The following is a 20424-nucleotide window of genomic DNA, read 5'->3' on the forward strand; positions in this document are numbered from 1 at the left end:
ACTTTTAAGAATGCGAAACAAGATCCTTTATCCGGTCTATCTCTTAGGTTTGGTCGGTCTTGTTTCTTTTTTCTCCGTCTCCATCTCAGCCGAATCCAATTCATTTTCTTTAAGCGCATTCGTTCTCAAATATGTTCGTTTGGGAAGTACGGAAAACGGAGCCCCCAAATTAGAATTAAGCCCCCGCGATCGTAAAGAAGGTTCCGATCTATTTTTAGATTTCGAGGAGAAGGAAGCCTCGGACCTGAACGACAAAGCGGGAGGTTACAGAATATTATCCTCTTCTTATCTTCCCGATTCGGCAAAGGCACATTCCGGAAAAAGATCCGCAGATTTCGTCGGTAAAAGATCGGGTATCAAAGTTTCCGGAAAAACAAAAGGAATACTTACAAGTTCCGACATTAAGGAGGAATTTTATATCTCCTTTTTTATATTGCCCGGAAATCTGGATAAGGAAGCCGTCCTACTCTCCAAAGAGCTGTATACTCGAGGAAAAAAATTCGGCTGGGACCTTAGGATAAAAGACGAAATACCGATATTAGAATTTCGTAATTTTTTCCAAAAAACGGACAAAACACATTTATCTTTGAAACTTGCAGGGAACTCGAGACTATCCAGATCGGATTGGAATCATTTTATCATCCATTTCAAGCCTGCTCAAAGAGAAATTGTATTCTATATTAACGGGAAAGAAACCGACAGGGCTTCTGTCTCTTCTAAGGAACCGATTATGCGGATCGGTTTCCATCCGGAGGACAGCACTCCGTTCAAGATCGGGGAAAGTTTTTATGGATGGTTGGACGACTTTTTAGTCTCTAAAGGAAGCCCTGATCCTGAGGTCCTATCCACACAATACGACGGGCAAAAGTACGATCCTTCTTCCTTTACTGCGGATGCGAAATTCGGGACCGCAATTTCTCCCGTTTACAAGACCAAGTTCTCCAATTCTTTACCGGAAGCAATATTATTAAAAGCGAATATACCCAAATCTTCCGTGCTCGAGTTATATTTCAGATCATCTCCTAAAATTTTCTCCAAAACGGAAGAATACCCTTCGTGGAAATCGATCGATCTCAGAAAGATAGAAGAAGAATTCAAAGAAGATGATCCATATAGGGAAACGGAAGAAGAAAGTTCTCCAAAAGGAAAATCTTCCAGCTATCGTATCCCTCTGGATAAAATCTGGGGAAACAAACTCTCTTATTTCAAATATTACCAAGTAAAGGTCAAATTTAAGACCGATTCAGGTTCAAAGTCCAGCCCTGAATTAGAAGCTTTAACTTTTTCTTATAGAGAAACTACTCCTCCAGTCAAACCCGCCGGTTTAAAAATAGTGAACTTTGACGATTATGATCCGGAAGCACAAAGTCCTCGCGTTTGTTTGAGCTGGACCCAAAACCCGGAAAAGAATGTGCAGCAAAAAGGCGGTTATGTTATCCATTATGGGGTCGGTCCAAACCGTATGGTCGGGATCTTAAAAGGCACCAGCAAAGAATTGGAAAAAGGAAAAATGCCGGTTCTATCCACCAAGGGAAAAACCAAACATCCGATGAGCGAGTATTTAGATCCGATCTTTGGTGATGATTCGACTTGTCCAAAACGTAACGATATGAGCGGGCCAAAACTTTGTCAGTGTATAGACAATCGGCTCATTTCTTTGAACGCGGAAAAGCCGGAAGAAAATGACGACGAAGATGATAGTCCTAAATCCAAAAAGAAAAAGAAGAAACCTCGTAAGGACCCTTACGATAAAAAACTTTTATTCTTCCAAAAAGGATTAACGTATTATTTCAAAGTTGCGGCTTATAACTCTTTGTACGATCCGGAAAATGGTCCGGACCAACTGAGTCCTTTAAGCGACCCCGTCGAGGTCTATTTCCTGAGCGAGTAAGATCTTTACTAAATTCTGCTCTTTCCATTTAGGATCCGTACATAAGATCCCATCCAAGTCCGCCAAAGAAGCGGTCGCAATCTCCAACCATTCTTTCCAATCCAGATTTTTAGATGCAGAAAGCCGTATCGCAAGCGAGATCTCTTCCTTTCTTATGGTGAGAAAATCCAAGAATAAATTTTTGGATTGGTTCCAGATGATCTCCCTTGTTAAAGGATCGGGCTCTTTTGCAAGAACCGTATCCAAACTAGGAAGAGCCAAAACGAAGATATGATTTTTTTTGGTAAGTGATTCGATCGCATTCGATACGGAGCGACGAGAAGCGGAATTTCCGAGCATCAAATCCCTGAAACAATCGGAAGAAACTAATAATTTCAAACTTTTGCTTCCGGATAAATTTTGGATAATTCTCTCAAGGCTTCCAATCTTTGATAAGAATCCGATTTAAACACTTCGTTCCGAAAACAGGAGCGAAGTAGTTCGGACGCGGAGAGGTCTCGTTTCTCCGCCTCAGTCCTCAATAATTCGAATTCTTCCTCGGTGAGGAGCATCTGAAATCTTCTTTCGACACGGGCCATTACTCCTCTTCTTTCAGTTCCTTTTCGTTTTTCAAGTAGGTTCCGTAATAAATTTGAGAATCTAGGATTTGTCCAAGGCTTTCGTAAATCGCCCCAATATTGTAATTTGCCTGATTCAAACGAAAATCATGCTTAAAAGACTTCTTAAATAGCTGAATAGCTCGGTCTTCCCTGCCTGCATACCATTCGGACATGGCCCATAAAAAGGTCCACTTTCCCAAATCCGGATCTCTCGGACTTACCTTTGCTAAATATCCGACGTTCTCTTCGAAAAGACTGGCTGCTCTCAAGTAATTATCCCGGATCTTTCGGACCTTCTCCATTCTAGAAAACACATCTTCCGAATGACCAGGCAGTTCCAAGTCGGCTCTCCAAAAAAGTGCCCGGGCTAAATAGAGTTTATAGACCAACTCATTCGGATTTTTTTTAACGTATTCTTCCAGGAAAGGAAGGCTCTCCGCTTCTTTTCCACTTTGGTGAAGAAGTAAAACTTTCTGTTTTGCCGCCTTATTCCATTCTCTTCTATTTTCTTCTTGGGGAAAAGAAGGAAAAAAACTGGAACAGATCAGAAGGATGTATAAGAGAGAGCGCATTTTCGATTCAATCTTATCCGACAGAAAAATATTAAATATATGTGTACAAATTTTTTCCGTTTTCCGGATAAGGAAGTGGAGTGATCTGATATTCCTTTCCTATCGAATCCAAGATCATTCTAAGTTCCGATTCTCTTTCCTCTCTGGACAAAACGAAAATTTCGGAAGGAGAAACTCCAAACCCGTAATCTTCCGCTCCGAGTCTAGGTTGGACCTCCTCAAGTACTTCTTTTCTCCATTTGTCAATGGCAGAATAATCCAAGTCGCCCGTACATTTGATCTTGTATAAATTACATCTGCTTCTTTCGCCGTGAGTTGCCCAACGAAGAAGTAAAAATTGGATCTGGACCAAATCCCTTTTGTCCTGGATGGCATGCGAAGCCTGCTCTATCTCTAATTGTAAAAATGCATCTTCCACGGGTTCTATGGAATTTTCCACATTCTCTTTAATCTGATCCGCCAGATCGTTATTAGGCGGGTCCGGGAACATTAGGAAAAATCTAAAATCCAAACCGGATCTAAAAAGTGGAAAAGAAACAATTCTCATCACTCCATCCAAATCCGCAGAGTCGAATTTTTTACGGAAAAAATGATCGTTACGCCTTTCTTCAGTAACGTCAATGATGGAAACATCTCCCGTTTCTTTCCCTAAAAATTGATCTCCGTATAAAAAGATCATATTCTGACGGCTATAAGGTTGTAAACCGTAGGACACAACAGGAAGATAAGCTCCCCTTCTTCTATCATAAAAATGAATACTGAAAGATTTCAGATGAAGAGAGGAAAAAATCGTAAGATAATATTTTAATAAAGAAGAAACGGGAGCATCCAAACCCTGGTGGATCTCATCTAAAACTTCTAAAATTTTCCTTTTTTCACGGATCGGTTGTTTATCCAACCAGCTTCTGAATTTTTCCGAAAGGGGAAGTTCCTCGTTCGGATCGGTTTTACGAATTCCCCACCAAGCTCTCGCCCAAAGAAAAAATCTTGATTTATGCTGAGGAGCAAGCCCCCTCGCAGCTTTCAAACCGATCTCCGCTAGTCCTGTTACTCTCAGGGCTTTTGCTAATAGTCCCGAATCTTTTGGACGATCTAAAATTTGGATCTTAGGAATTTCTGGAGAAGTGGATTTTACCTTATCCACAAGTCTTGCTAATTCGTCCGTGAAAATAGAATCTCTCTTTTTCTGCAGAGCTTCGGGCATTTCCACAACGGATACCGCCGAAAGAGCGGAAGCCACTTCACTTTCTATATGGATTGGCTCTTTCTTTTCTCTCAAAAACTTAGGAGTTAAAAAAGAATCCCCGGGCAGATCGAAAGGTAGAACATAGAATGTCCCGCTAGCATTAGGTTTAGTCTCCAAAACGGGAGGGATCGTTACGATTTCCGGAAGATCGGGGAACTCTTGCATTTTTGCCGCTTCGATCTGTTTAAAATTGGTCTCTTCTATCCTTTTAGAAAGAGTTTGAATGAGTTTGGAAACATCCGATTTCGAATAGGAAGAAGAGGACTTACTTTTGCGGACAAAAAGGATACAAGCATCCAATAGGAGCAATAAGCCGAAAAATACCGGGAACAATATTAAGAAAATATTACGTTCGAAAGGTACTAAAAGCAAAATCCCTTGGATAAAACCTATCTTATCTTCCGGATAAAAAGCGTAATATGCCCTGTATAATTTATCTCCTAAACGGATCTCTTTAAAGTCGGTTCCTCCATCTTTCATAGATTTCAAAACTTCTTCCGAAACCTTTCTAGGATCCGTTTTATCCCCATTTTCTTCCCAATCTTGGAAAGTGCCTAGTCTTGGTTCAGGAACGAAGTATTCCACCTTATCGTCCAAGGAAATTTTGAATTTTTCCTTATCTAAGACGGCAAGTACTGCGACAGACTTCGTATATAAGGGAACGAATAGTACAGGTTCGTTTTCTAAAGAAAGAAAACGACTCGTCTTTCCTTCCCAAGCTTGGGACAATAAATACCTTTCCTTGTCCCCTGAAAATTCCAGATTCGGAGTATTTTTTAGGTTCGGGTCCCAGGATAAAAAATTTTTTACGGGAAGAAATACATTGTTCGCGTCCAATTCTTCCGGATCCGATTCTCTGATCTTTTTTTCTAACTCTAAGATCTCTTTATTAAAGGAAACAAATACGGATTCCAATCTGGACTTATAAAAGATCCCGGAAGGGAAGTACGGTTCTAATAGAAGTACGGAAACGGAAAATATAAAAGATAAAGCGAGTATAAGTCTGAATTTAAAGCCGATCATTTTGCCTTTTCCCTAAATTGTCCGAGTAAACGGATCAGCTCGGTTTTCATTTGGACCACCTCATCTCTTTCGGAAAAACGGTTCTCCATTCGGATTGTGAAAAGTATTCTTGAGGCGAGTATTCCGCAAATCAAAGCGATTAAAGAAATTCCGAAAGCACTCAAGACCAATAATAACTCTTCCGCTCTTGTCTTCCTTGGTTGGGAAAGAAAAATTTCCAAATCGCCTGTAACGATCTTTTCCCAAACGGGACGCACTAGAATATTCCGGGACTTGGAGTTTTTATCCAACAGTGCATGTATCATTACCTTTGATTCCTCAGAGTTTGCAACTTCGGTACTATCGGGAAGTAAAGTACTGTTCGGGTTCAGATTGGTTTCTAAGAGTTCGGAATTTTCTTCTTTCTTCTTATATACCCAATACAAGATCCCTTCCGAAAAGTCCCTAGGTAAAAAGGATTTTTTAGAACCGCTTGCTTCTTGGACGATCCGATCGCCGTCTTCTTTTAAGATCTGTAGATATAGATCACCTGAAGAATTTCTGTATAATAAAAATCCGTCCGTATCTTCTACCCAATCTGCCTTAGACACCTGCATTCCGAGTAATCTGAGTCCTTTGTGAAAACCAGGACCTTTCGGATCGGAAGAATACATTGTCCTAAAATTATAATCATAAATTCGGATCTGTTTCAACTGGATGGAAGAAATGAAAAGTTTTCCCAAAGCCTCTGCGCCCTTGTCGGTTTCAGGTTTGGGAAATTCTCTCATCAAATATTCGAATCTATAACCCAAGTCATAGTACTTGTTCTGAAATCTTTCTAGGATAGAGTCTAGGAAAGATTCCTTTTTCAGTTTAGGGTACAAACTAAGAATTTGGATCGGAGAGAAGAAAACTGCATCCTTCCATGCGCTTGGAAAAAAAGGGATGGTAATCAATACGATACATAGCAGTATCAGAGATAGAATTCGAGATCTTTTGCTATGTTTACGCGGGTTCACCCTTCTAGTATCGGCGATTCCTTCATAAAGAATCAGTCTAATTCAATGGGATAATCGATACTTCTCGGACCAATATGATATTTTATGTATTTATAGACGGGATAGGCTTTGGGGAAAACAATCCGGATAAAAATCCATTCTCCAAGTATGCAAAGGGGATATTTCTACCCTTGGGCAACAAAACGATCCCGGAAGATTCCCCCTCCAAATTAAGAGAACTCACCTATATTAAAACGGACGCAAGTATGGGTGTCAAAGGGCTCCCCCAAAGCGCCACAGGCCAAACTTCACTTTGGACAGGGATCAATGCCTGCCAGGTCTTGAACCGTCACATGAGTGGATTTCCCACATTCACCTTAAAACGTATCATCGCAAAATATTCCATTATTCGTATCTTAGAAGAGAACGGATTTAAAGCGGATCTATTGAACTGTTATACCCCAGGTTTTGCAGAACATATAAAAAAACATCCTAGACATGTATCCGCTTCTACTTTGATCCAAATGGCTGCAGACAAACCCTTAAAAGATATGGATGATTTGAGAGATGGTAAGGGTCTATATATGGACATCAGCCGCGATTTCCTTAGGAAGTTCGGAAAGGACTTTATAGATAAGGATGATCCGGTTTTAGAGATCCAAGATCCGTACAAAACCGGTAATGAGATCATTCCCGCGATGAAGGATCATACTTTGTGTATCTACGAATACTTTATCACGGATAAGGTAGGCCATAAAATGAACTGGAAAGGTGCCGAAAAATGTATCTCCGACCTGGAGAGTTTTTTACTCGGAGTTTTGGACGCGATGGATCCTGAACAAGACCAGCTCATTCTCACTTCCGATCATGGAAACCTGGAAGATCTGACTGTAGATGTGCACACTGTGAATCCGGTGCCAACTATTCTGTACGGTAAATATACGGAACAAATGAAGGACAAGATACACGCTTTAAAAGATATCCCTCATGCAATCTACGATTGTTTAGGGATACAGATCCAAATGTCCGAACAAGAATTTATTCAGACATCTGCAAATTAAAATTTCTTAATATTTCCAATCGTCGTCTTGACGATCATCGTCGCTAGGTTTAGCTTTTCCGCCGCCTTCTCCGTCCTTGTATCTAAGATCGTCTTCTATCTGATCCAAGGCTTCTTTTTTCCAAGCAGCCGATTTTTTACCTACAGGACTATCGGGATTTCTATCCGCAGATTCTTGGAAAACCGCAGCAGCTTTCTCATACTTTCCGCCTCTGAAATAAATGGTCCCCTTTCTGAACATAGCGGCTTGATCCAAGGTTCCGTCCGAATTTTCCAGGATTTTGTTCAAATACTGGATGGCTTGTTCCGATTTTCCCAAAGCGTCGTAACTTTCCGCGATATAATACCAGGCTTGTTCCCTAGCTCTTTCGCTGACACCGATGTCCAAAGCCTTTTTCAAGGTTTCGATCGCAGAGTAATATTCCTTGCGAACGTATAATTCTCTTCCCTTCTCGAGAAGTCCGGAACGGAATTCCTTATCCACGGCAACCTTGTCCGGATCGAAGTAAGCGTCGGACTGAACGTAATCCTCGTACACATCGTAAGCGGACCAATCTTTACCCATTCTACGTAAAGATTTTCCCCATCTGACCCTCGCTTTTACGTTTTCAGGATCTTCTTGTAAGGCCAATACGTAGTTCTTTCTAGACTGATCGTAGTTACCTTTTTTCATATAATAATCGGCAATTGCGGATAACGCGTTGGATCTAAGCTTATTGTCTCCGGAAGTCCTAAGAACTTCTTCCAAGTGTCCCTTACCTTCTTCATCCCTGTTTAATAAAAGAAGTAGATTCCCAAGGCCGTAGGCGACCCTAGCCTTTTCCTCGCGAGCCAAACCTTCTTTTTGGTTCAGCTCTCTGAAGATGCCAAGGGCTCTCATCTTATCTCCGGTCTTGTCCAGAGCGGTTGCCAGATCGTATTGGATGCGGAAAGAAAGATCCGTGCCCACATCCTTGGAGGATAATTCAGCGAAAATGTCCAAGGCCTTTTCGGAAGATTTAGGATTGGAATGTTTTAGGAATTCCTCTCCTTCTCTGACTTTTTCCATGATCCCTTTATTTGTGGAATCAGTGTCTTGGATCACCGCAGTGTATATTCCGGTAAGAAGGCCTGCGCATACGAATAAAAATCCCGTGACTAAAATGATGGAACGGTTCATCTTCTTCCTCCGCCGATCCGGGCCAGACATTGTTTGGTCCAGAACTCGGTTCGTTCCGGATTGTAGTTCTTTGTATCCTTTTGAACGAAGAACTTTAGGGCTTTATTATATTCGCCCTTCTTATAAAAAGACATTCCGAGGAAAAACTTTGCTTTTCCTCTAATATCTATATCACTAGAACCTGCATAAGGAGCCAATTGTTTTACCGCTTCTCCGTATTCGTTTTTCCAATACGTCGATCTCAATACACGATCAATTTCTTCGTCGGTCGGTTCTTCCTGCTCGACGATCAAAGGTTGTTTTTCATCGTTCTGAACGTTTTGGTTATTCTGAGGAACTTGCTCTTCTTCCGTCGGTTCGTTTTTGCTAGGTTTGTCGTTTTCTGCCGTTTGGGTATTGTTCTCGGTAGGACCGGATCCACCGATCGCCACATACGATTGATCCTGAGTCAGAGTGAAATCTTCCAAATCTCCTCGTTTTACGGTAACCCCAAAATACATGGTTCCGGTGTAGGCTTTCATCTTCACCATCACGTTCGTATCCGGATGAGCTATTTCTCCCAATTTTCTAACATTACCGCCAAGGAAAGTAGAAACCCCGCCCGATAATGGTTTACCCGCTTGGTAGATGGAATAGATAGTATTTTCATCCGCACGATCGGGAGATTTCCAATCTAGACGAACTCCTCCGTCAATCACACTTGCCTTCAGATCCTTTACGTGCATTTCATCGTATGCGAATTGAGGATTTGTAACTACTGAATCTCCTTCGTTAGGAGGTTTTCTTTTATCTTGATCATAAACATAAAATTGACGAATGAAGGATTGGTTCTGCACCAAAGGTAGAACTTCTTTCAAACCTTGTTTTACGGAAACGCCATAATAAAGAGTTTGTGACTTTGTCAGATCCTGATCCAAGAAAGTGTTTTCCGGATGAGAAACTTCCGCTAACTTCTCCGCTTTTCTCATCGATGTCATGCTGGACATCGGTTCTGCGGATTTATAGATCGTGTAAATAGTCTCCCCTGGAATTCCTTTAGGATACGGTTCCCAAGAAATACGAAGGAACTGACCTTCTCTTTTTACGGAGATATCGGTGACCCTAGCGTTATCCGAAAGATACTTCTGCTCCTCAGGTGGCGGCTGATTCGTATTCGTAGCGGGAGGGTAATTATTCTGAGTATTGGTCGGAGGATAATTTGTCTGTGGTTGTGGATTGTTCTCTATCACAATCGGGATCGTAGTGTAATTACGATTTGCGACTAATCGAACATCCTTCTTCCTTACGTGATGAGCCAATATAACTGCGTAATAATAAGTTCCGGGTTTCAGATTATAATCATAGATCTGATTCACACCGTTAGCGACACCGCTCGGAAATTTTCCTAACGAATCGGAGATATAACATTTTTCGGGACTATCAATGATGGAAGAAGAACGGGCCACTATAATTTCGCCTGTCTCCCTAGGCGCCTCCCAACTGATTCGGACGGACCTACCATCTTTTAGGACTTCCACGTTGATCGAATTGGCGACACTTGCGTTATCATTATCCAGACGAAAGTCCTGGGCATAGATAGAGCCGCCAAATACCGAAAGGAAGAATATAGATAGGATCCGGAGTCGAATTTTCATCTGGAAATGAGGTTCCGAATTAGATTATCGGTTGCTACAACGCAAATTTTTACTTCGGTTTTTAGGAGAATGTGGGGAAAATAATATAAAATGCACAATATATGGAAACTTCTCCTTTCGGTTTGATCTTGACTAACGAAAGCATTCATATGACATAATACGACTTCCGGCAATTAAATGATCGATATAGAATATTATTACGACCCAGAATATCAGAATTTTCTCCTCTCTAGTAAGAGACGTGAGCTTACTCCTCCGGAAATCGTTTTGAAACATTTTTCGCTAAAGGATGTGCAGAATATCGTGGATTTCGGGATGGGTCTTGGTTTCTGGACGGAAACACTTCTCAAATCCATTCATAAAGAGGGCTGGGTCTGGGGTGCAGAATGTAACCAAGATTTTCTGGACGAAGTATTACATTGGAAAAACCGCGAAAATATCCAAAGATTCACTCCGTTTTATATGGAAAAAGCGGACCGTCCCCTATTGCCGGAATGGATCCCTGTTCCTGAAGTTATTTTTGCATCCTTAGTACTTTCCACTTTTGCCGACCCAGGCCAAGCAATGGACGGCCTCATTCGTTCGATGAAGAAGGGTGGCAAATTGATCGTCCTAGACTGGGTTAAAAACGAATATCCGATCGGCCCTAGGATCAACGATAAGATCTCTTTGGATAAAATGAAGTTTTTAGCGGAACAGTATAAATTAGAAATTATTAAAACTGTTCGCATCAGTGAAAACGTATACGGATTGGAAATCCAATCAGGCCCTGAATTCGAATACGGTTATTACGATCTGAGAGAAGAAGAAATGTATTCGGAAGAATTGATCCGTTCTTAAACTTCTTTGGCTTGTATATGACGAACAGTCCAAACGGATGATCCTAATTATTTAGAAAAATCTAAATAATTAGCCGATCGCGGCAAGTATCCTGGCGGAGACCTTACCTTCTTTATCGGAAGTATCGGGGATATACTCTCCGATCTCTACAGTCAAGAACTGTCCCGGGCTTAAACTTTTCACATCGCTTTCGGGTATCACTGCTTTTAGATAGTTGTCTGTCACCGCAATTCCGCCTCTTTCCAAAACGGCCTCTCTGCTTTTAGAGAATTGGCTTTCTGCATATTTGCGATGGAGCCTTTGAGAAAGATCCATAAGAGAATGAACTCTTTCCTTTTTAGTATCCTTAGAAACGGTTTCCGGAAATTGCTCCGCGGAAGTATTTTTCCGAACGGAGAACGGAAATGCATGTATTTTAGAAAAACCTAATTCTTCCAGAATAGAACAAGAGTCCTGAAAATCCTGTTCTGTTTCTCCCGGGAAACCTACGATCACATCCGTTCCTAAAAATAAATCAGGGATCTTGGACTTAGCGAGTTCTATCCTTTTACGGAAAGTTTCCGGAGTATAACTGCGTTTCATTCTTTTCAGGATCTCTTTACTTCCACTTTGTAAAGGAACGTGCAAGAACGGAGTAAATCTAGGATGGGTAAGAAGTTCCGCAAGTTCCACACCCACATCCGGAGGCTCAATGGAAGAAAGTCTGAGCCTGGAATATTCCAATTTATTTAAGATTGCCTCGAGCATTTTAGGAAATGCCTTTTTGCCTTCTGCGTCCCTATACCATCCCAGGTTCACACCCGTAAGTATGATCTCTCCTACTCCGTTGTCCTGAAGAAAGGAAATCTGATCCAGTACATCCTTCCAATTTCGGGAGACACCCTTTCCTCTGGCCTGGGGAATTTTACAATAAGAACATTGACGATCACATCCGTCTTGGATCTTTAAATAAGCCCTAGTATGTCCATTTGGTAGAACGTCCGAATATGCAAATCGATCTGAAACGACTGGAATATAAGAAGGATCCGCTCCTTCTTTTTCTAAGATCAATCTAGGCAGATCTGATTTGTTCTCGTTACCGATCACACCTGCGATCCCAGGAATGGATTCTATGGATTCTTTGTCGGTTTGAGCATAACAACCTGTTACCCAAACCTGAGCGCCGGGATATCTTTTGATGGCATTGCGAATAATATTACGATTTCTTGAATCTGCTTTATTAGTGACGGTACATGTATTGACCACAACCACATCGGGAATATCTTCCGCACCGGCTACGGAATATCCGTGTTTACTCAAAGAAGAGAATAAACCGTCCGACTCAAAAAAATTGAGCCTACAGCCTAAGGTATGGAATAATACTTTTTTTTCAGCCGGCGGAAAGGGCATTGATCCTTGCCTCTATTCTTCTGATATTACCTTTTATTTTTTCGTCGTCCGGTTTTAACTTAAGTGCGGATTCCAATTGTTCTTTAGCGTTTCTTAATTGTTCGAGGGCCTTTTTGATATTCCCTCTTTTTGCTTCTTGGTTTCCCGCTTTTTCGTAAACTAACCCTAAATTATTCAACACATTCGGATTATCCGGAACTAAAGACTGAGCCCATTTCAAACTGACTTCCGCTTTTTCCGCGCTTCCTAAATAGAAATAAACCTGAGCTTCCAGAACTAAAGGACGGTAATCGCTCCCATCTTCTGCTTTTAGTTTTTCGATAATATATAATGCTTCTCTCGCTTTATTATTATATAATAAAGAAGTCGCGTATAATAATCTTACTTCTCTATTTTTAGGATTGGATTGGTAAGAATTATATATGATCTCCAAAGCGTCGGGATTTCTACCTACTTGGATCAGATATCTGGCAAAATCGATACTAACGGCCGGATCTCCGGGTTTTAATTTTAAAGCTTCGGACCAATGAGTGGCTGCAGATTTATTTCTTCCCGCATTATAATGACAGAAAGCCGCCAAATAATGGGTTTCGTAGGATCTTTTTCCTTGTTCGTGAAGTACACGAATGATCTCTAAAGCTTTTTCGGAATTTCCTTTTTGGAATTCTTCCAATGCCGTTTGGTAATCCGGTTCGCTTTGAGCGATAATATTCCCCGCGGAAGATACAAATAGTATCAGTGTAAGTAGGAGTATTTTTCCTTTGTGCATCTTTTGGTCACTTTTTATAGGCGGGAAAAATTTTAGGTGGGGACCCCCATTGATTTTGTATTTAGACAATCAATTAAGGAATGAAATGGCTCCACCGGGTCGATGAAAACGATTATACTCGGATATCGTATGGAAAGGAAATGTTCTATTCTTTCCTCAGATACGATCTGAAAATCCCCGGTTTCCAAAACAGGTAAACCGTCCAAGTTTCTGTAGATCTCGTATTCCTCTTGGTCGAGGAAATCCGTCAACAGCATATAACCGGATCCGAAGTAGACCCCGCCTTGGAAGTAGTATTTGTAGAGGACGCGTACCTCGGGAAGAAATAAATCAGGCTGGAAAACACATAGGGAAATTTTTTCGATCCCTGCAACGGTTCTGATCTTACGTAAATGGAACCATACCTTACGGACCAAAAGGTAAAGGAGCACAAATATGATGGGAATCAGGTACGGCATACACCCTCTCCAATAAAGTCTCCCTTTCTAGATCAAAAGCCCCCTTTTCGTTTCCGTAAGGGGGCAAAGATCTATTACACTAGCGCAGGTTCTTCGGAACGCTCCGGATTGTTTGGAGAATTTCCTCCGTCGGAACCTTGATCCGCAGGTTTATAATCGGTCCAAACTTCTTCCAAGAAGTCCAGTTTTCCCTCTTTAAAGGATACTGTGATCTTGGTAGGCTCTTTATAAGCCCCTTTCAAGGTTTGGACAGCCATATAATCTTCCAACTCACGTTGGAACACTCTACGCAATGGACGTGCTCCGAACTTCTCGTCGTAGCCTATATCCATGAAGTGGTCCTTCGCTTCTGGAGTCAGGTCTATCTTGATCTTCTTATCCAATAATCTCTTATTGGTGTCTTTGATCATGATATCCATAATCGCCATTAGCTCTTCTTTTCTGAGAGGTTTGAAGTAAACAACCTCGTCCACACGGTTCAAGAACTCCGGATTGAAATGTTTTTTCAACTGCTCTCTTGCTTGGTCCGACTTGTACTTGTCTGTCTCTCCGGAACGATCTTCGAATCCTAAACGAACCGTGCTAGAAATTTCTTTAGCACCGATATTAGAAGTCATGATGATGATCGCATCCCTGAAGTTTACCTTACGACCTTTGGTATCGGTCAGGTTCCCTTCTTCCATTACTTGGAGAAGAACGTTGAAAATATCATGATGAGCTTTTTCGATCTCATCCAACAAGATGATAGAATACGGTTTTTTACGCACGAACTCTGTCAATTGTCCGCCGTCATCGTAACCAACATAACCTGGAGGAGCACCGATTAATCTACTGACCGCATGCGGTTCCATATACTCGGACATGTCGACACGCAACATTGCATCTTGGTCTCCGAATAAGAACTCAGCCAACGCTTTAGCAAGCTCGGTTTTACCCACACCTGTAGGTCCGAGGAAGATAAAGGATCCGGTAGGTCTACGTTCTGCTTTAAATCCGGTTCTCGCTCTACGAACGGATTTTGCGATTTTTTCGATCGCTTCGTCCTGACCGACCACTCTTAGTTTGAGTTCCTCTTCCAAACGAAGAAGTCTAGAGGACTCGTTCTCTTCCATCCTTTGTAATGGAATTCCGGTCCATTGAGAAACCACGGAAAGAATATCGTCTTCGTCGATGGAAACCGCGAAATCATCCAGTTTCTCCTGCCAAGATCTGATCTTTTCTTCCAGAACTTGTTTTTTACGATTTACCTCGTCGCGAACTCCTGCAGCTTTTTCGTATTCTTGGGAGCGAACTAGATCTTCTTTCTTTTGGGAAAGTGATTTGATCTCTTCTTCCAAATCTTTTACTGCTTGAGGACGGGCACAGTTCGCAAGTCTCGCTTTTGCTCCCGCTTCATCGATGATATCAATCGCCTTGTCTGGTAGATATCGATCATTGATATATCTATGAGATAATCTAACTGCCTGGTCCAAAGCTCTTTCGGAGTAACGCACCTTATGGTGAGCTTCGTACGCTTTTTTGAGTCCTGTAAGGATTTGGATCGCATCGTCTACGGAAGGTTCTGCAACTTTTACGACTTGGAACCTTCTTTCCAATGCCGAATCACGTTCTATATACTTGCGGTATTCGGTACTGGTCGTAGCTCCGATACATTGCAGCTCGCCTCTTGCCAGCGCAGGTTTCAGGATATTTGCGGCATCTACCGCTCCTTCTGCTGCTCCCGCTCCGATCAGAGTATGCAACTCGTCGATAAATATGATGATATTATTAGAAGAAGAAATTTCTTTCATGATCTTCTTCAATCTTTCTTCGAACTCTCCGCGATACTTGGTTCCAGCGATCAAGCTTGCTAGATCTAGGGAAAGTACACGTTTTTCGAAAAGAAGATCCGGGACATTCTTCTCTACGATCGCAAGCGCAAGACCTTCGACAATTGCCGTTTTACCGACTCCGGATTCTCCAACGAGGACCGGGTTGTTCTTAGTTTTACGAGAAAGGATTTGGATCACTCTTTGGATCTCGTTGGATCTTCCCACGACCGGATCCAGTTTTTTATCTCTGGCTAGTTGGGTAAGATCTCTTGCAAACTCATCCAAGATCGGAGTTTTCGTTTTTTCAGCGCGAGGAGTTCCGGGCTGAGCGGTTGGCTGGCTGGAAACTCCCACTGTGCTTGTAGGAGGAGCGCCTAAAAGACGCAAGATCTCTCCTTTGATCACATTATAGTTCACGCTAAAGGAGTATAACGCTCCACCTGCGATATTATTATTATCCCGCAATAATGCTAGAAGAATATGTTCCGTTCCAACATAGTTGTGTTTCAGACGTTTGGCTTCTTCCTTGGAGAGTTCGATAATTTTTTGGTATCGATCCTGCCCTTGGGCCATGTCCATCAACAATGTGCCGGAGTTCTCCCTGGTCCTTCGCTCTACTTCTTTACGAAGTTCGTTCAGATTGATGTTCAGGTTATTCAGTATTTTTATCGCGACCGAATCTTCTTCCTTTAACAAACCTAATAAGATATGTTCAGGGCCTATAAATTCGCTACCAAGACGTTTTGCTTCGTCCTGCGCGATCTCGTTGATTACTCGTTTTGCTCTTTTAGTAAATTCCAACATAATTGCACGCCCTTCCTGATGGGTTCTGTAGGTTAGACTGTATTCGTATCCAATTTCCAACTGGGAGCCGGAATCTCCCTTAAAGAATATATCGGACTAGTTAACCAAAAAGGATTACGGTTCAAATGAGGCTTTTGTCTCGTCTTTTCCGCTTATTACCAGTAAGGCTAAATACGAAACCAAATTGAAAAAGGAATTTTTTCGATTTGGACCGAAATTTTTTCGGAAAAAAACCAATCTACCCTTCAATTCTTCCCGATAGAAGCCCCAGTCTGTAGGCAATCGGAAATCCTTTAACTCTCCCGAGTCCGCAAGTCTTGCCGGAATGGAAACAGAAAGTTTGTCCCCAAAACCGGAGTTGGTAGGACAGGAATTGATGAATCCGATCCCTTTTTGAAAATCAAACTTATCTTCTGCCTCGAATTTTATTAAAAAATCGGATTTTAGGACTGAGTTTAACTCAAGAAGGGAATCAGTCACATATTCCCAGCGAATATGATCCTCGTCTCCCACTACTAATGTCCCTGATTCCCAAGGAATTCTTTGTTTTAATTCCGGGATCAGTCGATTTTTTCCCGAATTTAGATCTTTGGTCTTGGAATCATTCTCTCCTATAAACGAATCTAGAAATTGGTCCGTTTTTTCGGAACGTTCGGTATATGTGGAATTTTTCGGGTTTCTGGCAATACGAAATCTGTATGTAAACGGTAAACGATGAGAATCTATATATGATAGACCTTCTTCCCAATTCGTTTTTCTGAATTTTTCCCAGACGGAAATTGCGGGAAAATGAGAAGGCGGTTCCCAATCGGAAGGAGCTTGGATCGGAATAAACTTGGTATATTCCTCTCCCAAAAATTGGATACAATGAGCGCATCCGATTTTTCCCCGATTTTTCCAGTCGAGTAGGGATAAGCCGCAATAAATACAGCCATCCATAATTGTTTACACCGTTTGCGGGATGACTGCGGGTTTCAATTTTCCTTGGAAGATCTGGTTTCTTTTATGTGCAAGAGCCGCCAGTTCCATATCGTGGGTTACTAGTATTAGACTGAATCGAAGATCCTTTTGTAATTCCTGGATTAGACCCATTAGATTTCTGGAATTCTCTCTGTCCAAGTTTCCCGTAGGCTCGTCGGCGAGTATGAGTTTTTTTCCTGCGACAAGCGCTCTTGCCACACCCACACGAGCGCTTTCACCTCCGGAAAGTTGAGAAGGATGACTATGAATTCTTTCTTTCAGTCCTACTTTTTCCAACATGGAAATTGCTTCCTTTTCCGCTTTAGAAGTAGAATAACCTTTGATCAAAAGTGGAATGCTCACATTTTCCAAAGCGGAAAAATCCGGAAGAAGAAGATGATGTTGGAAGATGAATGCGATCTTCTCCGCACGAAAACTTTCTTTTCCCCTCTCGTCCATCTCGCTTAAATTAATTCCGCAAACTTCCACTTCGCCGGAATCGAAACCGTCCATGGCTCCCAATATGTTTAGAAGAGTGGATTTTCCGATCCCGGATTTTCCCTCTATCGAGAAAATCTCTCCTTCCTCCACGTCCATGTCCAATCCATCTAGTACGGAAAATTCCTTTTCGAGGATATGATACTTTTTAACCAGATTTCGGATCTTAATAATACTCACGTTAGTCGTTCCTTATGGTGTCGACAGGATTCAGGCTTGCCGCCCATCTTGCAGGGAAGTATCCGGCAATTCCGGAAAGTATGGTAGCCGCAGTGGTCACCATAAAAATAAAAGGTATATTGATATCCACAGGAAGTTTATCAAAATAATAGATCCGTTTAGGAACTAATTCCACAGGAGTCCAATCCGAGCCGGTAAAAGAAGGTCCGAGCATATTGATGATCTCTTCTACATAACCTATAATCGTATCGAGTGAGTTTGCTAAGAATACTCCCGTAACTCCGCCGGTCAAAGATGCTAAGATCCCTACAAGCATCGCATTCAACGTAAAGATCAAAAGTATATCGGAAGCCGGGAGCCCAAGAGCCTTGAGCACTCCGATCGATTTCCGTTTTGCACGAACTAGAGAATAAACGGAAGCGACCATCCCAAGCGCGGCTAAGATAATAAATAAGAAAACGATTATAGAGATGATCGTCTTCTCCAATTGTAGTGCTGCTAAAAGATTTTCCTGCTCTTCTGCGATCGTTCTCACGGATAAAGAAGAAGCAGCATCTATTTCCTGCTCGAATTCTAAACTATTAAAAAGTTTGTAAAGTTTACGTTTGCTGATCGCAAGATCATCCAGGGATTTCGCTTTGATCGTGATCTGGTTTACGGAATCTTTCATTTTGAAAAATTTCTGCGCTACCGGCAATGCCATATAAACAAAACTGGAATCGAACTTATAGTTCCCTGTTTTAAAAAATCCGGATACTCTGAAGTTTTGAACGCTTACTTCCACCCCTTTTCCAAGAGAGAATCTTCCTCCCGGCACTGCCAAAGTAAGCTGTTTGCCCAAACTGAAATTGTAAAGATCCTCCATCTCTTTTCCCAAGATGATGTAGTTCTCTCGATTCAGATGACCCAGCTCTTCTCTATCGTAATGGACAAGTCTTGGAAAGTTATGAAGTTTATGTTCTGTCAGCGCATCCACACTTGGGACTGCGACCGCCTTGATTAGAACCGGATAAAATACGTTATATCTCTGGATGAGCCCGTGACTTTGGATCCCACCTTCAACGGAAATGATCCTATCTTTGAGATCAGGATCGTTTTGTATATATTTGATGATTTTTTGGTAGTCCCGGATCTCTCCGCCATTGGAACTACTTTCAATTGTAATATGTTCTCCACCTTGCCACAGAGATTCCTTAAGTTGCCTTTGAAATCCGTTGAAGATAGAAAGCACTACGATAAGTAGGGCGACTCCGACAGCCATAACGATAAACGAAATCCTGGATTTGATCGAAAGGAGTCCTGTAACTCTGGATCCTCGGATATATCGGGAAGTGAGAAGTAGGATCAGGGGGGATCTATGAAAGAAGAAATTCATCAGTTTGGCGATTGAAATTAAACAAATTCGCAAATTTCCTTAGTTTGACAATTATCAGATTCCGATGCAGGATGTCAAAAAAAAGTCGATACCGATTTAGCCTCATAGTAGGATCGGTCTCTCATTCGAAATTATATGCCATCCGAACAAGTATACTCCTTATTATTTCAGTCTAGGGACGGGGCTTCCTCTCTTTACATCCTATTTGGGGGAATCGTCGATCCGGTTTCCAGTCGGATCGATAGATTCGAAGTAGTTGCGGTGGGAAATAGCGAGTTGATCAACGTTCCGTTATCCGGAACAACCTTTAAGGATGTCACCAATATCTGCCAAAAGATCAAATACGAAGGCAAACAACTTAAAAATCTCACAAATAAACTTCAGGAACTATTCCAAAACAGCGGACGCTCCGACGATTTTATGGAGCAGCTCATTCATTATATCAATAAGCGCGAGGACGAAAAGATCAGATACCTGATCAATCAGATCCAAAACCAAGCAATGGGAAATTCCAAACCGGATATCAGTCTTTGGTATTCCTTAATCGATCGAGATAAGATCGAGGAAGCCGGTTCCGGGAAAACTTCCTTTGAAACGTTGGATTCGGCGGAAGAAGTCCATGAAGAATCCGCACCGGAAGAACTTCCTACAATCCCAATTGGAATTCCGACAGGAATAGATGCTTCTATTCCTCCTACCGCTTCAAGAGTTCAGTTCAAATTTATTCTTTCTCCTGTTTCCGGGATCCCGGTCAATCAACTCAAACCAGGGGATCAGATCGTAGTCCAATTGATCGGAAACGATCCTACTACTTTGGGGATCATAGACTCTATGAAACTCAAAACGGAAGACGGAAGTATTAAACCTATTCCGGCCACGGTTGTCGCCACTGAGAATAAAGGTGTTGAGAATGAAACCATTGTCAAAATAGGGAACGATGTCTTCGGCAAAATTTACGAAGAAGAAAATTCCATCAAGGTCCGTCTTTATACCGGAGAAAAACCGGTTTCTAAGTCCGGCGGCCCGAGCAGCGCCTCTTCAACTTCCAACGCTTCCTTGGAAGCGGGAGAATCCAGTCTACTTCTGACTGTATTGATCGCATTAGGGGTTGTGGGAATTGGAATGATCGCGATTTTTGTATTCTTACTTTAAGTCAGGTCTTTCTCTCACAACTTTTTG

General features: G+C 41.8%; 18 protein-coding genes. 4 read left to right on the forward strand and 14 right to left on the reverse strand.

Going from position 1 to position 20424, the window contains the following annotated elements:
* Window positions 1-10 precede the first annotated feature (10 nt).
* Entirely contained in the window at window positions 11-1891 is a 1881-nt protein-coding gene (locus tag LEP1GSC192_RS06870) for a hypothetical protein (RefSeq protein ID WP_020769055.1), read from the forward strand.
* On the opposite strand, the gene LEP1GSC192_RS06875 is transcribed toward LEP1GSC192_RS06870, so the two are convergent.
* Genes LEP1GSC192_RS06875 through LEP1GSC192_RS06895 form a run of 5 tightly spaced genes read right to left on the reverse strand, consistent with a single transcriptional unit; the run spans window position 1853 to window position 6329 of the window.
* Window positions 1853-2269, reverse strand: a complete 417-nt coding sequence (locus tag LEP1GSC192_RS06875) for a hypothetical protein (RefSeq protein WP_020769186.1) — start codon at window positions 2267-2269, stop codon at window positions 1853-1855. The two genes, LEP1GSC192_RS06870 and LEP1GSC192_RS06875, sit on opposite strands and share 39 nt — an antisense overlap.
* Complete coding sequence (locus LEP1GSC192_RS06880; RefSeq protein ID WP_036089237.1) at window positions 2266-2469, reverse strand: hypothetical protein; 204 nt, start codon at window positions 2467-2469, stop codon at window positions 2266-2268. Before LEP1GSC192_RS06880 ends, LEP1GSC192_RS06875 begins: the two co-directional genes overlap by 4 nt.
* Complete coding sequence (locus tag LEP1GSC192_RS06885; RefSeq protein WP_020769212.1) at window positions 2469-3062, reverse strand: M48 family metallopeptidase; 594 nt, start codon at window positions 3060-3062, stop codon at window positions 2469-2471. Before LEP1GSC192_RS06885 ends, LEP1GSC192_RS06880 begins: the two co-directional genes overlap by 1 nt.
* Before the next feature lie 31 nt (window positions 3063-3093).
* Window positions 3094-5331, reverse strand: coding sequence for a hypothetical protein (locus tag LEP1GSC192_RS06890; protein WP_020769202.1), 2238 nt, complete (start codon window positions 5329-5331; stop codon window positions 3094-3096).
* Window positions 5328-6329 carry a hypothetical protein gene (locus LEP1GSC192_RS06895; protein ID WP_232420980.1) on the reverse strand — a complete coding sequence of 334 codons (1002 nt, stop codon included), beginning with the start codon at window positions 6327-6329 and terminating at the stop codon, window positions 5328-5330. Before LEP1GSC192_RS06895 ends, LEP1GSC192_RS06890 begins: the two co-directional genes overlap by 4 nt.
* 74 nt (window positions 6330-6403) lie before the next feature.
* Here LEP1GSC192_RS06895 and LEP1GSC192_RS06900 point away from each other — a divergent pair, with 74 nt between their 5' ends.
* Window positions 6404-7369 (forward strand): metalloenzyme domain protein, encoded by a 966-nt coding sequence (locus tag LEP1GSC192_RS06900; RefSeq protein ID WP_020768991.1) that lies wholly within the window; start codon window positions 6404-6406, stop codon window positions 7367-7369.
* Between the two features lie 6 nt (window positions 7370-7375).
* Here LEP1GSC192_RS06900 and LEP1GSC192_RS06905 read toward each other — a convergent pair whose 3' ends face one another.
* Window positions 7376-8527, reverse strand: coding sequence for a lipopolysaccharide assembly protein LapB (locus LEP1GSC192_RS06905; RefSeq protein ID WP_020769062.1), 1152 nt, complete (start codon window positions 8525-8527; stop codon window positions 7376-7378).
* Entirely contained in the window at window positions 8524-10161 is a 1638-nt protein-coding gene (locus LEP1GSC192_RS06910; protein WP_020769159.1) for a hypothetical protein, read from the reverse strand. The genes LEP1GSC192_RS06905 and LEP1GSC192_RS06910 overlap by 4 nt, the downstream gene beginning before the upstream one ends.
* A 177-nt stretch (window positions 10162-10338) precedes the next feature.
* Here LEP1GSC192_RS06910 and LEP1GSC192_RS06915 point away from each other — a divergent pair, with 177 nt between their 5' ends.
* A complete protein-coding gene (locus LEP1GSC192_RS06915) occupies window positions 10339-11001 on the forward strand; it encodes a class I SAM-dependent methyltransferase (RefSeq protein ID WP_020769297.1) in 663 nt (220 codons plus the stop codon).
* 69 nt (window positions 11002-11070) lie between these two features.
* Here the strand turns inward: LEP1GSC192_RS06915 and mtaB are convergent, their stop codons facing one another.
* The 7 genes from mtaB to LEP1GSC192_RS06950 form a co-directional block, all read right to left on the reverse strand.
* Window positions 11071-12390, reverse strand: coding sequence for a tRNA (N(6)-L-threonylcarbamoyladenosine(37)-C(2))-methylthiotransferase MtaB (gene mtaB / locus LEP1GSC192_RS06920; protein WP_020769011.1), 1320 nt, complete (start codon window positions 12388-12390; stop codon window positions 11071-11073).
* A complete protein-coding gene (locus LEP1GSC192_RS06925) occupies window positions 12371-13159 on the reverse strand; it encodes a tetratricopeptide repeat protein (protein ID WP_020769006.1) in 789 nt (262 codons plus the stop codon). The genes mtaB and LEP1GSC192_RS06925 overlap by 20 nt, the downstream gene beginning before the upstream one ends.
* A 32-nt stretch (window positions 13160-13191) precedes the next feature.
* Window positions 13192-13617, reverse strand: a complete 426-nt coding sequence (locus LEP1GSC192_RS06930; protein ID WP_020769211.1) for a hypothetical protein — start codon at window positions 13615-13617, stop codon at window positions 13192-13194.
* A 74-nt stretch (window positions 13618-13691) separates the two neighbouring features.
* Window positions 13692-16232, reverse strand: coding sequence for an ATP-dependent Clp protease ATP-binding subunit (locus LEP1GSC192_RS06935; RefSeq protein ID WP_020769333.1), 2541 nt, complete (start codon window positions 16230-16232; stop codon window positions 13692-13694).
* Window positions 16233-16346: 114 nt separating this feature from the next.
* Window positions 16347-17171, reverse strand: coding sequence for an ATP:guanido phosphotransferase, C-terminal catalytic domain protein (locus tag LEP1GSC192_RS06940; protein WP_020768998.1), 825 nt, complete (start codon window positions 17169-17171; stop codon window positions 16347-16349).
* A 6-nt stretch (window positions 17172-17177) separates the two neighbouring features.
* Window positions 17178-17870: an ABC transporter ATP-binding protein gene (locus tag LEP1GSC192_RS06945; protein WP_020769332.1), complete on the reverse strand. Its 693-nt coding sequence runs from the start codon at window positions 17868-17870 to the stop codon at window positions 17178-17180.
* A gap of 1 nt (window position 17871) precedes the next feature.
* On the reverse strand, window positions 17872-19245 hold the full coding sequence (locus LEP1GSC192_RS06950) for an ABC transporter permease (RefSeq protein ID WP_020769282.1): 1374 nt from the start codon (window positions 19243-19245) through the stop codon (window positions 17872-17874).
* Between the two features lie 135 nt (window positions 19246-19380).
* Between LEP1GSC192_RS06950 and LEP1GSC192_RS06955 the strand changes: the two genes are divergently transcribed.
* Window positions 19381-20397 (forward strand): hypothetical protein, encoded by a 1017-nt coding sequence (locus LEP1GSC192_RS06955; RefSeq protein WP_020769174.1) that lies wholly within the window; start codon window positions 19381-19383, stop codon window positions 20395-20397.
* Window positions 20398-20424 lie beyond the last annotated feature (27 nt).

This window comes from Leptospira sp. B5-022, from assembly GCF_000347035.1.
Lineage (GTDB): Bacteria > Spirochaetota > Leptospiria > Leptospirales > Leptospiraceae > Leptospira_B > Leptospira_B cinconiae.

Excerpts from the sequence above, each read along its gene's own strand:
- LEP1GSC192_RS06870 (WP_020769055.1), top strand. The coding sequence starts at position 11 with ATGCGAAACAAGATCCTTTATCCGGTCTATCTCTTAGGTTTGGTCGGT.
- LEP1GSC192_RS06880 (WP_036089237.1), bottom strand. The coding sequence starts at position 2,469 with ATGGCCCGTGTCGAAAGAAGATTTCAGATGCTCCTCACCGAGGAAGAA.
- LEP1GSC192_RS06885 (WP_020769212.1), bottom strand. The coding sequence starts at position 3,062 with ATGCGCTCTCTCTTATACATCCTTCTGATCTGTTCCAGTTTTTTTCCT.
- LEP1GSC192_RS06890 (WP_020769202.1), bottom strand. The coding sequence starts at position 5,331 with ATGATCGGCTTTAAATTCAGACTTATACTCGCTTTATCTTTTATATTT.
- LEP1GSC192_RS06900 (WP_020768991.1), top strand. The coding sequence starts at position 6,404 with ATGATATTTTATGTATTTATAGACGGGATAGGCTTTGGGGAAAACAAT.
- LEP1GSC192_RS06905 (WP_020769062.1), bottom strand. The coding sequence starts at position 8,527 with ATGAACCGTTCCATCATTTTAGTCACGGGATTTTTATTCGTATGCGCA.
- LEP1GSC192_RS06910 (WP_020769159.1), bottom strand. The coding sequence starts at position 10,161 with ATGAAAATTCGACTCCGGATCCTATCTATATTCTTCCTTTCGGTATTT.
- LEP1GSC192_RS06915 (WP_020769297.1), top strand. The coding sequence starts at position 10,339 with ATGATCGATATAGAATATTATTACGACCCAGAATATCAGAATTTTCTC.
- mtaB (WP_020769011.1), bottom strand. The coding sequence starts at position 12,390 with ATGCCCTTTCCGCCGGCTGAAAAAAAAGTATTATTCCATACCTTAGGC.
- LEP1GSC192_RS06925 (WP_020769006.1), bottom strand. The coding sequence starts at position 13,159 with ATGCACAAAGGAAAAATACTCCTACTTACACTGATACTATTTGTATCT.
- LEP1GSC192_RS06930 (WP_020769211.1), bottom strand. The coding sequence starts at position 13,617 with ATGCCGTACCTGATTCCCATCATATTTGTGCTCCTTTACCTTTTGGTC.
- LEP1GSC192_RS06935 (WP_020769333.1), bottom strand. The coding sequence starts at position 16,232 with ATGTTGGAATTTACTAAAAGAGCAAAACGAGTAATCAACGAGATCGCG.
- LEP1GSC192_RS06940 (WP_020768998.1), bottom strand. The coding sequence starts at position 17,171 with ATGGATGGCTGTATTTATTGCGGCTTATCCCTACTCGACTGGAAAAAT.
- LEP1GSC192_RS06950 (WP_020769282.1), bottom strand. The coding sequence starts at position 19,245 with ATGAATTTCTTCTTTCATAGATCCCCCCTGATCCTACTTCTCACTTCC.
- LEP1GSC192_RS06955 (WP_020769174.1), top strand. The coding sequence starts at position 19,381 with ATGCCATCCGAACAAGTATACTCCTTATTATTTCAGTCTAGGGACGGG.